Annotated in this window: 16 protein-coding genes and 1 pseudogene; 5 read left to right on the forward strand and 12 right to left on the reverse strand. The window is 42.9% G+C overall.

From position 1 onward, the window contains the following. The first annotated feature begins 40 nt into the window (after positions 1 to 40). The gene (locus AACT21_RS15320; RefSeq protein ID WP_094147126.1) at positions 41 to 529 is read left to right on the forward strand and encodes a mobile mystery protein A; all 489 of its coding nucleotides are present in this window, start codon (positions 41 to 43) and stop codon (positions 527 to 529) included. Continuing rightward, positions 526 to 1137, forward strand: coding sequence for a mobile mystery protein B (locus tag AACT21_RS15325; RefSeq protein WP_094147127.1), 612 nt, complete (start codon positions 526 to 528; stop codon positions 1135 to 1137). The genes AACT21_RS15320 and AACT21_RS15325 overlap by 4 nt, the downstream gene beginning before the upstream one ends. A 209-nt stretch (positions 1138 to 1346) precedes the next feature. Here the strand turns inward: AACT21_RS15325 and AACT21_RS15330 are convergent, their stop codons facing one another. The 8 genes and pseudogenes from AACT21_RS15330 to AACT21_RS15365 form a co-directional block, all read right to left on the reverse strand. Beyond that, entirely contained in the window at positions 1347 to 2000 is a 654-nt protein-coding gene (locus AACT21_RS15330) for a recombinase family protein (protein WP_094147128.1), read from the reverse strand. 38 nt (positions 2001 to 2038) lie between these two features. Continuing rightward, entirely contained in the window at positions 2039 to 2503 is a 465-nt protein-coding gene (gene bcp, locus AACT21_RS15335) for a thioredoxin-dependent thiol peroxidase (protein WP_094164002.1), read from the reverse strand. A gap of 168 nt (positions 2504 to 2671) precedes the next feature. After that, positions 2672 to 3175, reverse strand: coding sequence for a bacterioferritin comigratory protein (locus AACT21_RS15340; RefSeq protein ID WP_094164004.1), 504 nt, complete (start codon positions 3173 to 3175; stop codon positions 2672 to 2674). A gap of 2 nt (positions 3176 to 3177) precedes the next feature. Then, positions 3178 to 5361 (reverse strand): tyrosine-type recombinase/integrase, encoded by a 2184-nt coding sequence (locus tag AACT21_RS15345; protein WP_094164006.1) that lies wholly within the window; start codon positions 5359 to 5361, stop codon positions 3178 to 3180. 14 nt (positions 5362 to 5375) lie between these two features. Next, positions 5376 to 7721 carry a hypothetical protein gene (locus AACT21_RS15350; RefSeq protein ID WP_094147130.1) on the reverse strand — a complete coding sequence of 782 codons (2346 nt, stop codon included), beginning with the start codon at positions 7719 to 7721 and terminating at the stop codon, positions 5376 to 5378. Further along, positions 7721 to 9124, reverse strand: a complete 1404-nt coding sequence (locus AACT21_RS15355) for a tyrosine-type recombinase/integrase (protein ID WP_088729054.1) — start codon at positions 9122 to 9124, stop codon at positions 7721 to 7723. Before AACT21_RS15355 ends, AACT21_RS15350 begins: the two co-directional genes overlap by 1 nt. Before the next feature lie 91 nt (positions 9125 to 9215). Beyond that, positions 9216 to 9548, reverse strand: a pseudogene (gene bcp / locus AACT21_RS15360) (thioredoxin-dependent thiol peroxidase); the annotation flags it as partial. A 12-nt stretch (positions 9549 to 9560) separates the two neighbouring features. After that, positions 9561 to 10103 carry a glycine cleavage system protein R gene (locus tag AACT21_RS15365; RefSeq protein ID WP_013856284.1) on the reverse strand — a complete coding sequence of 181 codons (543 nt, stop codon included), beginning with the start codon at positions 10101 to 10103 and terminating at the stop codon, positions 9561 to 9563. A gap of 282 nt (positions 10104 to 10385) precedes the next feature. On the opposite strand from AACT21_RS15365, the gene dapA reads away from it, so the two are divergent. Further along, the gene (dapA, locus tag AACT21_RS15370; protein ID WP_026028067.1) at positions 10386 to 11264 is read left to right on the forward strand and encodes a 4-hydroxy-tetrahydrodipicolinate synthase; all 879 of its coding nucleotides are present in this window, start codon (positions 10386 to 10388) and stop codon (positions 11262 to 11264) included. Between the two features lie 51 nt (positions 11265 to 11315). Further along, complete coding sequence (gene bamC, locus AACT21_RS15375; protein WP_094147531.1) at positions 11316 to 12335, forward strand: outer membrane protein assembly factor BamC; 1020 nt, start codon at positions 11316 to 11318, stop codon at positions 12333 to 12335. A 43-nt stretch (positions 12336 to 12378) separates the two neighbouring features. On the opposite strand, the gene AACT21_RS15380 is transcribed toward bamC, so the two are convergent. From AACT21_RS15380 to AACT21_RS15395, 4 genes are read right to left on the reverse strand one after another with little or no spacing between them, the layout of a single operon-like run. Continuing rightward, a complete protein-coding gene (locus AACT21_RS15380; RefSeq protein ID WP_013856288.1) occupies positions 12379 to 12588 on the reverse strand; it encodes a DUF2897 family protein in 210 nt (69 codons plus the stop codon). Next, positions 12560 to 13243 (reverse strand): M15 family metallopeptidase, encoded by a 684-nt coding sequence (locus AACT21_RS15385; RefSeq protein WP_094164010.1) that lies wholly within the window; start codon positions 13241 to 13243, stop codon positions 12560 to 12562. Before AACT21_RS15385 ends, AACT21_RS15380 begins: the two co-directional genes overlap by 29 nt. A 3-nt stretch (positions 13244 to 13246) precedes the next feature. Beyond that, positions 13247 to 14380 (reverse strand): succinyl-diaminopimelate desuccinylase, encoded by a 1134-nt coding sequence (gene dapE / locus AACT21_RS15390; protein ID WP_094164012.1) that lies wholly within the window; start codon positions 14378 to 14380, stop codon positions 13247 to 13249. Positions 14381 to 14396: 16 nt separating this feature from the next. Next, complete coding sequence (locus AACT21_RS15395; protein ID WP_017047857.1) at positions 14397 to 14744, reverse strand: ArsC family reductase; 348 nt, start codon at positions 14742 to 14744, stop codon at positions 14397 to 14399. Positions 14745 to 14947: 203 nt separating this feature from the next. On the opposite strand from AACT21_RS15395, the gene AACT21_RS15400 reads away from it, so the two are divergent. Next, positions 14948 to 15235, forward strand: a complete 288-nt coding sequence (locus tag AACT21_RS15400; protein ID WP_010318729.1) for a winged helix-turn-helix domain-containing protein — start codon at positions 14948 to 14950, stop codon at positions 15233 to 15235. Positions 15236 to 15373: the final 138 nt, after the last annotated feature.

Consider the following 15373-nt stretch of genomic DNA (forward strand, 5'->3'; position numbering starts at 1 on the left):
CTATTGTCATCACAGTGTATTTAATTAGAGATACAAAATTATGAAAAAATCCGGTGTCTATGCCGTTGCACTCAAGCAAGTCAAAGCAAAAATCAGCGCTTTACTCGGTTTATCTGTGCCTAAACCGCCGAAAAATGGTTGGGTGCGCAGTATCCGTGAGGCCTTGGGGATGTCGGGCGCGCAATTAGGTGAACGTCTTAATCTCTCTCGTAATCAAGTCTCCATATTGGAGCGTAAAGAAACCGATGAAACCATCACACTCAAACAACTTAAACAACTGGCGAGCGGGCTCGATGCCGAACTGGTTTATGCGATTATTCCGCGTCAGTCGATTGATGACATGATAGAAGCGCGCGCTATGGAGTTGGCCAAGCAGCGTTTGGCCATGAGCCACCAATCGATGTTTTTAGAAGCACAGCAGTTAACCTCAGAGCAACAACAGCAAGCGCTGGTTCAATTAGCCAATGAGATTAAAACGGGCAGCACCCGAGATTTGTGGAAAGTCAGTTTGCAGGAGAAATACCAATGAGTCTGTTTGTTGAACCAGAGGGCGCAACCCAACTAAATGCCGATGATGTTGCCGGGCTGAAATTTGATCACATCACGACTCGCGAAGAGCTTAATGAGCTTGAAAATGCCAACATACTACAAGGGTTGAGTTGGTTAGCCACGACGCCTAAAACCAGCATGGATGACATTCTTTCTATGGCGTTTGTGGAAGAGTTGCATCAACGTTTGCTTGGTGATGTGTGGGAATGGGCCGGCAGCTACCGTCACCGAGAGTTGAACATTGGTGTCGATCCGCTGAATATCCGGCCAGATTTACACAACTTACTGGAAGACATCAAATGCTGGATTGAGTTTGAACACTATGACAGCCTAGAACTCTCGGCTCGGATACAGCACAGGTTAGTTAAAATTCACCCTTTTCCTAACGGCAACGGACGTCACTCGCGCGTGATGACGGACTACATACGAATGGTACTACTCAAACAAAAGCCTTTAGTTTGGTCCAATACAGATTTGGATAAACAAAGCCAAGAGCGGGGTGAGTACATTGCGAGCTTACGCCAAGCTGATGTCGGCGATTATGCGCCTTTAATTCAATATCTTCAGGCGAAAGGGAATGTGACTTAAACCAAGCGTTAAGAGCTAAATATACAATTACAGTGTGGATAGTTAAAAGAGGCTGGAACGTCAGCCTCTTTTCTTTGTACAGAGAGCAAGCTCACCAAAACAACCCCCATCGTCCCCAGAAATGGAGTGCACCACAACGACAATTCTAAGTAACTTTGGGACAAAAACGAGTTTGCGAAAAGTGAGGGACGTCAGACAAACTAGGCTTGCTATGAGAACATGTCCACCTGAAACTCAGCTTTCTTGTTATGCAACCCCCTAGCTTCCAACCAAGAGTAAAATCTACTTCTAGAAATCGATACACCACGTTCGTTTAGTTGCTTAAGAATTTCAGATTTGGTGGCCTTGGTGTCGAGAAGGTTCAATATAAACGCTGTATGCTCATCAAGCCTTGATTTCACCTTCTGTCCCTTTTGACGGCCAGATGATAGCCCTTTGGCCTTACGTTTAGCGTGACCAGCTTTAGCTCGCTCAGAGCGCTTCTTGGCTTCTACAGCGCTGGCAAAAGACTGCCCAATAACTGTAAAAATGATTTCAGCATTATCAACGTTCTCTGAGCTTATGATGGTGTCGTTGTATGCTAAATGTAGCTCACCGTATGAGGCTATTTGACCAATGGCACCGACTAGCTCCATAACTTTATGGCGACCCAACCGAGTGATATCCGATACAATGATACTTTGTTGAGAGGTGATGAGAGAAAATAACTTCCGCTCACTCAACTCTGTCTTGGTGGCAGACACGTGCTCTTCTATCCAATCCGTTATTTGTATGCCACGTTTAGCAGCGTACGCCTTGATAGCTTCTCTTTGTGATTCGCCATCGGCTCTTTGTGAATCAGATACTCGAATGTAGCCAATCATGCCTGTCCCCAAGTTAAGAGTTAATTGCTTGTGGAAGCTTATTTGCTGTTTAGGTAGTCTAATACGAATTCATGGTGATCTTTGGTCTTGAACTTGTTAAATACATGCTCAAGGTTACCAGACTCATCAATCAGGAAGCTTGTTCGTACTACCCCCATATTTTCGCGGCCCATAAATTTCTTGAGTTGCCAAACATTGTACTTTTCACAAACAGTGTGCTCTTCATCGGCTAGCAAAGTGAAGTTAAGCTCTTGCTTGTTGATAAAGTTAGTTAATTTTTGCGGTGTGTCTGGGCTGACACCAAGAACAACTACATTGTGGGCATCTAACTCAGCTTTAGTATCTCGTAACCCTTTAGCCTGAACTGTGCAGCCGGGTGTTGAAGCGCGTGGGTAGAAATAGAGCAGTACCTTTTTTCCCTGAAAATCAGATAGCGTCACTGGGTTATTGTCTTGGTCATTTAGGGTAAAATCTGGTGCGATTTGTCCAGCTTCGATTGCCATTGGTTTTGTCCTTACTTTCTCAATTAATGGTATGTGGCGTAGCGTTATTCGCTACGTCCTTTTTAGTGCATTTTTATTACGTTAGAGTGTACGTTTTTATCGTTAATTTAGTGTCCTGTCTAGTGATTGCACTAAACAGGACGACTTTTGAGGTTACAGTGCTAAAAGCTACTTTGGTTTTCTAAATTGGGGAGCAATAATATTATCTGAACGAGCCGATACGATTTTATCCATTGCCTTTTCGCGCTGACTTTCATGTAACATCCCCATAAGTTCTTGAACGACCTTAATATGAGTGGCAGCTTGAACGGCTAACGTTTCCTTATGGCTTTGAGCTTCGTCGTAATATTCTTTTTTCTTTTTATTCGCTTGCGCTCTTTCACCTTTCAGTGACTTTATTTCTTTTTGAAGAACTTCAATTGGGGAGTCAGTTGTTTCATCTTGAGAAACTTGTACTTCTAATGACTTATTTTTTATCATTAAAACAACGTCATCATGCCTTCTGAGTGCTCCAGCGGAAAGCCCGGCTTCTTTTTCAACATTGCTGTTGTTGATTTTGAGCTTGCCCTTTCGAGCTTTATTACGCAGCTCTTTTGATGCCAACTTCGTTACATCACCATCCAGTAGCCTTTCCAATGCTTTGATTAGCTTATTTTTGGTTATCTGTGACATTATTAAATCACTCCGTATGGGATGAGTAAGTTCTTAACTTCATCAGGGAAAATGACAGGCTCAAAGTCGATACCTAAATCATCCATAATGCGTTCAGCAGCTTGAACTTTTATGTAAGATTCAGAGGCGGTTTGAGGAGTGAGTTCGTTGTTTTCAATATCATAAAGCATGTGAATTTCGGCTTCTTTACGCTTTGCTTCGGCAAATACGGCATCAACAATGTAATCATTCTTGCAGTCTACACATTCCATTAGGTTAACTAGCGTTCTTAAACCACAGGTAGTGGAAGTACAATATACCCCTGGGGCAACAGCATGAATGTGGCGGTTTTGAGCTCTAATTTGCTTTTTCCAATAGCTTAGAGAAAGCATGTCATTATCAACTTTATCCTTGAATAAGTTACGGTCTGTTTTCATCATGCTTTTAGCAAACTCTTTACCTTTGCCTCCTGCAACTCGCTCTTTGTTTGCCAGTTTTTGATAGATGCTCAAATAAACACGGGCTTTCTGGTCAATTCTTTCTTCATCAATGGCATTAGCAAGGTTTTGCTTCTTTTTCCTGAGCTTTTGAAACTTGCTGGCGTTCTTAGCGTAGTGCCGGGTCATTGCCATAGATACATGACTAAATTGCTGTTTGAGTTGTGGAAAGTTACAAAGTTCGTAACCAATTAAGTAGTAAGCAAAAGAGCGGCGAAGTTGATGCCCTGAAAACCTATAATCGACACCCACTTCAAACGATAAATTTGGGTCAGATGTTTTTAGGTCAATAATGTCTTCATTGGTGAGCTCAAGTTCTTCGCCCATAGCATTTTCAAACCAAGCTTGAGAATGTTTCCCTAGTTGAACCTGAGTTATTTCACTACAGTCTTCTTTTGTTTTATGGAAAAAAGATTGTGAGTCTGGATGCCGCTTTCTTAGTGGTGCATGTAGCGCTTGAAGAACCTCATACGCTTTCATGCCGATTTCAGTAGTGACAAATTCATCTTGCTTTGATTGAGAGCCTTTCGCTGTCTTTGATAGGTTGGCATGGATAACGTGTATCTTCTGCCTTTTTATTATCTCAGTCGTGCAGCCCTGAGCTGTGTTTAGGTCATACATCTCATCAGCTCTCATTCCTGTTCGAGCCATTAACCCCCATAGGCTGCCACCATTGAGCTTTATAAAAAGCGATTGAGCCTCTCTGAGATTGGTGATGGTCCATTGTCCAATCGTTAGCTTACGTTCGGTATGGAAGTTATCAATGTGGCTGCTCGGTATCGCTGGTTTGTGACGGTGAAGAAGCGTCAATATTTCTTCTTCATTTGGAGAATGCATGGCGGTGAAGGCTTGTTTAAAAGCAGTGGTGCGCTGGTTGCGTTCTTTTTTTAAGAGCCATGTAATACCACCGTTTTTTTGTCTAGCCTCACCACTGACCAGGTACTTAGCATAACCTACATAGGCCTTATCAAAGTAGGTGGTGATATATTCTGCCAATTGCTCTAGCTCATCACGCAGGGCATAAGCTTCATTAATCAGGGCTTCTGACTTTTGAAGACCAAGATAGTAGAGCCTCTGTGGAATGACGGTATATTGCTCGGATTCTTTGATTGCTAAACCAAAGTCAGAAGCGTTAAGCTTTTTATTTAGGTTAACCTCAAACGGTAAGCCTCTTGCTTCTTTATAAAGGCGATTTAACCCTTTGTAAATTGTCTCTCTTTCAAAGTCGATGTCGGTAAAGCTTGTTAATTCCCAAGTTTCTAGTCTATCAAAGTCTAAAGCGGATAAGGTGTTATATCCTTCATTTAAAAGCGGGATAATGACTTTCTTTAGGTAGCTTAATGCTTGCCAAAGAGTCAAAAATGAATGGTTGTGAGGTGATAGCCACATCATTTTAAGTAAGAGGGTTTTAAGCTGATTTTTTAGGTTACGTTCAATAACTTTACCATCGAGCGTAAAATCAATGGTAATGGTTTTCTTTGCTCTTGGCTCAAAATAAGGCTGTAGGTTTCTCCAAGCTTCACTATCTCCAATTTTACCTAATGATTCACCCGTAACAGTAAAGCCTATCTCAAGACTTTCGAGTTCATCCCAATTACCACGCTCAATGGCTGGCTTTAAGACATCCATTAAGTAATTTGCATGAGCGCCAACATTTTTTTGTGCTTTAAGAAGCTTATTTTGATGCTCAAGGTCAGAGAGTTTTATCATTTTAGCCTCCATTACTATGAGGATAAAAGAGCGTGGTCGAAAGAGACTCTTGGATGACGACCTTGGGTATTAAATCGCTGCATAGCCTCGCCAAATACATCGTCACTAGCCCCATCTAGCGTATATTCAAACTGTTCAATTTTCTCATGAATATCACTTTTCACATCAGGGTACATATCAAGTGTTTCTTTAAGAACATCTATGTATGAAATGAGCCTATAAACAGCTTCAACGTCATCTACCGCCTTGGCTGATTGGCACTTGTAACACATATCAAATTCAGCACAAGGTAAGCTTAGGCCTACTGCATAGTTTGTTTCTCGCTGCGTATTTTTACCATCACTAATGGCTTGTTGCCCATTACAAGTCAGACCGTTGGGGTTGGTTTTTGCATTGCTTGCTGTGCGCTTTTTCTTCCACTCATCGTGTGACAACATCGGAATACCACGCCTTTTCACCACAATATCTTTTGCTTGCTCTAAGCTCGTTTCATTATCGAGGTTTTCAATGACTTCTATACTCTGAGATAGGATGACTTTATTTAGCAATGGATGCCCGTTTAGGTAACTTCTCTCTAACGTTTCCTTCGCGTTCTGGAGTAAGCTTTGAGCGCCTTGAATTCCACCTTCGGCATGGGCTTGGTTACTGGTCATTTCTCGCCAGCGACTCGATTGAAGAGAGAGGTAGTAATGGTTTGTTTCAACAGACCAAGTCCGCATTAGCTCTGCTGAAATAGGGCTGATGCCTTCCCAATCTTTAGGGACGTGGTGGTTCCTTTTCGCTAAAAGTAGTCGTTCATATTTCTTGGCCTGCTTGTTTGCTCTCTCTTTAGAATATTGCTCAATTTCTTTGACTACAGCTAAATCAGAAACGGGGACTTTAAAGAAGCCGCCGATGCCATTTCTATAGTTAAAAGAAACGGTAATATTGCCATCACTATCTTTTTCGGAGTAGGTAAGCGGAAGTAAAATCCCTTTAAGCGGTAAGTCGGTGTAGCAAGATAAAATACAATAGGCGCTATTGGTTGCCCCTTGCCCAGCCTTGGTTTTGGTCGTTGTCTTGACTTCTTTATGAACAACAGTGCGCCCCAGGTGATTAACGACTTTCTTTAACGTGATTGTTTGTTGGTTGCGGTAGGCGTAAAAAAGCTCTTTAAACCAAGGTAGGTTGCCAGCCCGGTACGGAGATAGCAAGTGTAGTTGGTGAACGAGTCTTTTATTTATCTCTTTTAAATTAAAGGTATGATTCACATCAGCGTGATTATTGAGGGTGAATATTAACTCTGAGCCATCTTCACTATTGCCATATAGCTTGGATAGTCGTTCGAGTAATCGAATAAACTTCACACCATCACGCTTATCAATGTCAAATTGCTCACCTGCCAACAGAGCATCGACCTCTTTGTTCGCTCTGGGCTTATGACCTGAGACTTTCACAACTTGCAGGCTCTTATCTCGCTCTTCTGTATGAACCTTAATTGGATGGGCAATATTTCGAACGTTGCTGTCGTTCAGTGAGGTGAAATAGCACATCAAATGATATGCAGCGCCCATCGTGAGGTTAAAAGCGGCACCAGTATTAACGCTTGTGCCATCTTTACTTGTTCCGCCCCAGGTCACATCCAATGATGTTGGAATTTGAATCACTTCTTCATGTTCACCAAGGTCAATAATAAGCGGAAGCGTTTCTGGCAAAGGTGTGTTGTTTTCTTTGGCTGCAATAAGCTGTGGTGCGAGAGTGAAGAATAAATGACTCAAACGTGTCACAAGAAGCTCTTCTTCTTCCTCTGAATATCCTTTATAGGGTGTTTTTTCTCCTGCAAACCCCCGATGATGCAAAGCCCAATCGGAAACAGGCAAGTCACACCAATGGAGCGCATAACGAAGGGATGTAAGTATAGAGGGAGCTGTCGATTCTTTAATACCTAGCTCATCACCATGATTGTATTCCCATAGGTGCCTTGAAGGGCGAAACATCTTGATACGATGCCTTAATTCGCCATCGTTACCAGCAAACTTTAGATAACCACTTTCGGTGAATGGGTCAACATTTACCGTATCACAAAAAGCAAGATAGGAACGCAAGAATAAGTAGTTAGATGTGACTGTACTTGCTGATTTACCATTACTGGCATATTGGTTGGCTTTCTCGCAAAACCGCCTAATAAATACTGCTCGACTGTCTATTTTCTCATTTTCTTTGTTACACCCTAAGTGCAATAAGTGAGAAACATCGAACTGCTTTGGTTTATTTGACCTCGAATTTTTATAAGGAATTGTCAGATTCAAAGGCACGACATTTTGGCTATTGCGTACATGCTTAACTGAATTGGTTTGTCTGGTAATTTTACTTTTCGCCATTACGCCCAGCCTCCGTTTATTTTGAGGTTTTTCGCTTTAGCCATATTGATTTGGTCGTCCAGTTTATTCATGAACTTAATGTATTTCTCAGTGGTTGACGTGCTTGCATGCCCCATTAGTTCCGCTAGTTCATCCATAAGGAAGTCATAGCCAACGGCACGCTTTTGCGACTCCTGCCAAAGCCAATGAGTTGCAAAGGTAGAACGCAAATCATGAATCCTGTAATACCAAGAAGAATCTACTTCACGTATCTGTTTTCGAAAGTTTGAAAAGTGCGTTTCTAAAGTGCTGCCTGAGTAGGGAGTTCCTTTATTTGAAATAAAGAGGTACTCTACGGTATCTAATACCTCACCTGACTGAACAAGCTCATTGCGTTTGTTTAGGTTCGTAAGTCGTGAGTTACTTTCTTTGTACATCTCTAGCTCTTCGTAAAGCTCAATGGGAATGTCTACGGTTCGAGGCTTACTACCTTTTGTGTGAGTGATTTTGACTGGTACTGCATCTAAATCACTGTAGTCAGCCTTTCCTATATCGTGAGCGGGGAAGTGAATAGCTTCGTCAATTCTTAGCCCAGCCTCGACACATAGCCGAAAGATTAATCTTGTCGCCTTTGGGAGTGAATTGACATGCTCATTAAATAAAACCTTGTGCTCAGGGTGCATGGGTTTTAGTTTTTTATGGGCGGGAGTGTTTTCTTTTTTTGGAAACATCCTCATGAGATTGGACGTTTCATAATTACGTTTAGAACCTGACTTTGTGTGAGCCAACATATCGTGCTGATTTAACTCTTGATGCACCGTTCCTGTTGTGTAGTGGGTAACAACATTCTGAACGTCATTTTTGATGTAGCCGTACTTTTGCATCCACTTATAGAATCCAATAACGGCACTCATATAACTTCTAGCGGTAGATAAACTAAAAGCTTCATCGCCATTAGCACCTTCAATATTATTGCAGTTCGCAAGTAGAAACTCCGCAAATCGCCAAGGCGCACCTTCTTCCTCATACCTCGATAGGGTTTTATAAGTTAGATATTCAGGTGGTATTTCATTACCATCTTCATCAATTTGAGAGTAGTGAGTGGAATCTAAATAACGAGTAAAAGCTAACAAGCCTTTTGCAATCGACCCTGTGTCTTTGACTTTTCCTTCACCACGCAATTTAGACACTAGGTATAGGGACTGTGGGTAAACAACCGTCCCATCAGGTGCAATGATGATATCGGTTTTCTTCAAGCGGGATTCCAGATTGGAAGGGGAAAGGTAGGGGGAGTGCGTCACTTCTCCAGATTCAGTATCGATACTCGCTGAAATTTGTAGCTTTGCTAATGTATCTACCTCGATGGAAAGCAGTTGGTAGTCATCATAAATATCAGAATATTTGTCTTCATGCGTTTCTATCACAAAACAACCCTCAATATGTTACCCTCATATCAAAGATAGATTTGTCATAAAAAATTATCAAGGTTTATTGTCATGGAAATTTTCTAAGGGTGAACTTCTTCTCACCCCATACGCCGAACTGCTCAGCAACCACGTGGTCTTCATCGGATAATAAAGTAAAGTTTAAGTGATCACGTTCAATGAACTTTCCTAAACGCTTCACGGGATCGGTGCTGACTCCGAGTACCACTACGTTGTGAGCATCGAGTTCTGCTTTTACATCTCGAAGGCCTTGAGCCTGAACGGTACAACCTGGTGTCATGGCTTTAGGATAAAAGTAGAACAACACCTTTTTCCCTGAGAAATCAGCAAGGGAAACGGTATTTCCATCTTGATCTAAAAGTGAAAAAGCAGGTGCTGGCGTGCCTGCAGTAAGCGTTTTCATTATTCTTCCTTTTTATTGACTGTTTTTTATAAAGTTGAGCGAACCTTGTACATCCAGTGTCTTGCATAAACTGTCAAATTCTTCTTGTAGTTGCATTAAGTTACACCCTGAATCGACACTGGCGGTAATGGCAATATGAAATTGGTCGTGATCAAGATGTAACTTCGATTTATGAATCGTCTGCGCACTCAGTGAAGCCATACCAATATTACGATTGGCAAAAAATTGAGTGAATTTCTCTGTTAGGCCAATTTTGTCTTCAGACTCAACAAACACTTCAACCGTATAGGCATTATCTTGATAATCATGAGGTGATGTACGTTTCATGATAGTGATGAGATCATGTTGTTGGCCTAATAGAGGTAAGGTTGTCTCTACTCGGGTGATGTGGTTTGTATTGCCAGAGACCAGCATGATGAGCGTGAACTCTTTGCCAAACAAAGCAATTCGGCTATCGATGATATTGCAGCCTGATTGCGTAACTAAACGTACCACTTCATTACAGATACCCGGGCGGTCTGTCCCTACAGCAGTGATCACTAGATGCTGAGTCATAATATCGCTTCACTTTTATCGTTTTGGGCATGTTATCACAGTTAAATTATAGAGGAACGGTGGTGGAATAGCTTTTTAAGAACTCCGTCTTGAAAATAACGTGTTGTTGACATCGACATATTCAGATCCGCTATAAAGTTTGCCCTTAATTGATGTTGTTTGTTAAACCTCTAACATCTGATAAATATTCATCCAAATGGGCTGATTAAGCGAATTTAATCCCTTGTGTTTTTCAATCGCCTTACAGTACCATGCAGAAAGTAACAAATTAGGGAGATGGACATGTTTTCAGGAAGTATCGTAGCGCTCATTACACCGTTTAATCATGATGGTGAGGTTGATTTTGTTAGTTTGAAGAAGCTGGTGGACTTTCACGTGACAGCCGGAACTGACGCCATTGTTGCCGTCGGAACAACGGGTGAATCTGCCACGCTTACCGTTGAAGAGCATGTCAAAGTTGTCGCAAAAACCGTCGAGTTTGCCGAAGGACGTATTCCTGTGATTGCGGGAACGGGTGCGAATGCTACTCATGAAGCGGTAACGTTTAGTCGTTTATTAAATAACACAGGTATTGCTGGCTGTTTAAGTGTGACTCCTTATTACAATAAACCAACCCAAGAAGGTTTATTTCAACACTACAAAGCAATTTCTCAAGAGACTGATATCCCTCAGATTCTCTATAATGTACCAGGCCGTACAGCGGTGGATTTGCGTCCTGAAACCGTCGCTCGCCTTGCTGAAATTAAAACGATTGTCGCTTTGAAAGATGCAACGGGTGATTTGAGCCGAGTGGCTCTTCATCGTGAGCTTTGTGGAAAAGACTTTATTTTATTAAGTGGCGATGACGCGACGGGTTTGGAGTTCGTTAAATTAGGTGGACAAGGTGTTATTTCGGTGACGAATAATATTGCCGCTAAAGATATGGCGCAGATGATGCACTTAGCATTAGAAGGCCGATTCGACGAGGCTGAGCTTATTAATCAACGTTTGATGCCTTTGCATAAAGGTCTATTTGTTGAGTCGAGCCCGATCCCAGTGAAATGGGCTGCTCACAAAATGGGATTGATTACAAATGGTGATCTACGTCTACCTTTGACTGAACTGTCTGAACCTGTACGTTCAACGGTTGCCCAAGCCATGACCGAAGCTTGTATCTTCTAAATCGATTCAATATTGTGCCGAGGCTTTTTCCTCGGCAGTCTAGGAGTTTGAATGAAATTTACTCATCAGCTAGTTATCAGTTCACTAGCTGTTTTTGTTTTAAGCGCATGTGCTGGTAACGCTTCTCAGCGTCGCCAAGCAAAAGATGATTTTGCTTATTTAGAAACCCCGGCTCTAAAAGAGTGGCAACTTCCTGAAGGAGCCACTCCGCAGTTTTACCCTAATTACCAGATCCCTGAAGGTGACTTCCAAGGTGGCATTGGCCGTACTGTGGATATTCGTCCTCCTCAACAAGTATTAGAATTGATCCCTGGCGCGCGTGCCGAGCGCCAAAATGGCGAAGTGACATTATGGATGATCAAGCAAGATGAAGCCGACAAGGTGTGGCAAACTGCGTTAGCCATGCTTAAAGAGCGAAATATTGGTATCGCTGCACAAAGTGAAAACCAGATTGATACTGATTGGGTGACTTGGGTTTCCGAAGATGAAGAAGTTGAGATTGGTAGCCGCTACCAAATCTCACGGGTAATGGCGAATAATCGTTTTGGCTTTAAGATTTCATTGACTGGTTGGCGTGAAGGTGGCAAAGAGATGCCAGTGAGTGCCACCAATAAAGAGCGTTATAATGCGTTCATGACCAATTTGGTCACGGCTCGTTACGATACCGATCTACGTCAAGAAGCAGCACGTAAAGCTCAACAGTTGGTTAAACAGATCCCCATTACGATGGGCAGTGACCGTAGTGGTTTCCCTGTAATTATTGCTCGTACCTCTTACGATGTTCTGTGGCAACGTTTGCCTAATCTTATGCCGCAGTTCGGTTTTACGCTCGAAGAGCGCAACCAATCTCAAGGTACAATAAAAGCGAAATACTCCGCGCCAGATGACGCCTTTTGGCAAGACATTGGCGTGAAACCTATCTCGCTGAAAAGTGGAACTTACACCTTCTTATTAGGTGATCTAGGCAACCGTACCTCGATCAACGTGACCAATTCAGCCGGCAAGCCGGTGGAAGAAGAACTACTGAAAGATATGGTGCCTGTACTGTCGGCGATTGCCGAGCGTCAGTAATTGTGATGACGAATCCATGAAAAATAAAGGGACGAAAGTCCCTTTATTTTTGCTCTGAATCTGAGTCTTCGTGCTTATCAAGTTCGTTGAGTTTATCCAGATCACTCTTCTTTCCTTTCAAGCCAAATTTCATGTTAGCCGTGTATTTCAGCGCGGCAATATTACCGATAAACACCGCTAAGATTACAATAGTGATAACCCAAGGGTTGGTAATGAATTCCATATTAGGACTCCGGTTGGCTGATGTTAACAATGTACTGAGTGTAGATCCGATCTAAGTTCTCTTGTACCGTCGACATACCTAGGAGCGGCATGTTTTCAAGCTGTGTCGCCAATACGCTTGGCGTCAACAGGTCAAGACAGTCTTTAGCCGCTGTTTTGTGGCTAATATGCCAAGGTTCAAACGCAACACCGCCTTTCTTTCCTTGGTAGGGGAAGAAAAAACCAAACTTAGGTAAATGCTCTTTCATCCATTGATAAAAAGGAGCTTGGTGGCCTGAGAGATATTCCCAAGGTTCAAGCTTGAGCGTGACACCTGTCGGTAATGCTTTGCGATCAAAAACATCAAAGTCACACCCCCAGTGGTGGCGGCTGCTACCGGGCAGCGCTGACCAGCGCAAAATCGTGAATATCTTTTGTTCTTCGCTTAACTGAGTAGGGTTTACCGGTTGACTGTTATTATCAAGTAATTCGGCTTGCCCTGACATTTTCCGATTCCAGATGTTCAATTGGCGTTCAAAATCACGAAACCCACTGGCGATATGGAAATCAAACCCAGCGTCGTCAGCTGCTTGCTTTAGAGCGAGCAAATCTTGGATCACCCCGGGGTGAACCAAGAAAGATTTCTGCCCAATCAGCACTGATGTTAAATGGGAGTCGGTTTGTCCGGTCAACTGCTCTGGAGTCATGGGTTACACCAATAAATTCTCTAGGGTTTTTTGGTACATATCCGTTAGTTTCTCTAAATCGGCAATCTTAACGCACTCGTTAACTTTATGAATTGTCGCGTTAACAGGACCAAGTTCGACTACTTGTGCGCCCATCTGGGCAACAAAGCGTCCATCAGATGTGCCCCCTGTCGTCAATAGCTCTGGGGATTTGTGGTTCACCTCATCGACGGCTTTAACGACGGCAGTCAGTAATGAGCCCGTATCGGTCAAGAAAGGTTGGCCGCTTAATGTCCAGCGTAATTCATAATCCAATCCATGGGCATCTAAGATAGAATGCACGCGGCGCTTGATCTCTTCATCGGTTAACTCGGTACTGAAACGGAAGTTAAACTGCACGTCAAACTCACCGGGGATGACGTTTGATGCTCCCGTGCCAGCTTGCAAGTTTGGAATTTGGAAGCTGGTCGGTGGGAAATAAGCGTTCCCTTCATCCCATTTTATTGCCGCAAGTTCGGCTAACGCAGGCAAGGCTTGGTGAATCGGGTTATTAGCAAGGTGAGGATAAGCAACGTGTCCTTGAATCCCTTTTATCTGTAGATCGCCTGTAATTGAGCCACGACGGCCATTTTTTATCACATCGCCCACATTTAATGTACTCGATGGCTCACCGACGATACACATATCAATTGGCTCATTACGCGCCATTAACGTATCGACTACGCGAGTGGTGCCATTGATGAATGGCCCTTCTTCATCTGAAGTGATCAAAAAGGCAATCGAACCTTGATGGTTAGGGTGCTGTTCAATAAAGCGCTCGACAGCGACAACCATGCAAGCAAGCGAGCCTTTCATATCTGCCGCCCCGCGCCCATGTAAATAACCATCAATTACAGTCGGTTCAAACGGCGCTGTATGCCACTGCGCTAAAGGGCCCGCGGGAACGACATCCGTATGGCCAGCAAAGGCAAAAAGAGGCGATTGAGTGCCGCGGCGAGCCCAAAAATTAGTGGTATCTTCAAAGACCATTGTTTCCACTTCAAACCCTAGCGCTTGTAAGCGTTTAATCATCAGGTCTTGGCAACCTGCATCCTCAGGAGTTACTGATTGGCGACTAATGAGATCTTTTGCGAGCGCCAGTACAGGGCTGTCTGTCATCCTTGAAATCCTTGTATTAAGAGAAAATAGCAGCGTATTGCTGAGCATTGAAACCGAGATGGTAATGGGTATCGACCAATAAGATAGGTCGTTTGATCATAGCTGGTTGTTCAACCAACAAAGTCACAACACTGTGAGCATCTAACGACTCTTTTTGTGACGGCGTGAGCTGACGAAAAGTTGTACCGCGTTTATTGAGTACATTTTCCCAACCAAGCGCTTGGCAAAACTGAGCCACGAGCTCGGCATCAATACCTTGTTTGCGGTAGTCATGGAATTGGTAATCCACTCCCGCAGCTTCCAACCATTTCCGTGCTTTTTTAATGGTGTCGCAGTTGGGGATGCCATACATGGTGATCGTCATAAAAATCCTTGTTGAGGCGTATTATTTTTTTAATGGTCAAATCCTATCAGGAAGCGCTGTGGCTTACAAAATAGAGATGCTTTTATTTCGTTGTTTAAAAAAAATGTGTTTCAGTTGCTTACGATTGGAAAGTTATTGATCGAACGCAACACTCTAAATGTGAAAACAGAAATAATGAAGCGGCACAGTAATAGGAGGTGTCAATGGAACTGAGTCCTGTTTTTGCAAGGCGACTGTATTTAGCTTTGTTAGTAGAAAGCCTTGAAAGACCAAACGTGCCCAAACTCATCGAAAAAACGGGGTGGCCTCGCCGTACGATTCAGGATGTCCTGAAAGCACTGCCAGGAATAGGGATTGAACTGATGTTTGTTCAAGATGGAAGGCGTCACAATGATGGTTACTATCAACTCTCTGATTGGGGGCCATTTGATAGTCAATGGGTATTAGATCGTCGCTGTGATATTGCGACTAGCCTTGGATTTAGTGCATAAGCCAGCATTTGCTGGCTTTTTTTATTATTATCCCTGAATCATCGTCATATGGGTTAATGAATGTATTATTAATAATTAAGAAATGCTCCTTTCATCATAAGTTATCCAACCATTGGTATTTTATAGTCACTAAGTAAC

The sequence above is a fragment of the Vibrio sp. V08_P9A1T1 genome (genome assembly GCF_963874405.1).
Taxonomy (GTDB): Bacteria; Pseudomonadota; Gammaproteobacteria; order Enterobacterales; family Vibrionaceae; genus Vibrio; species Vibrio anguillarum.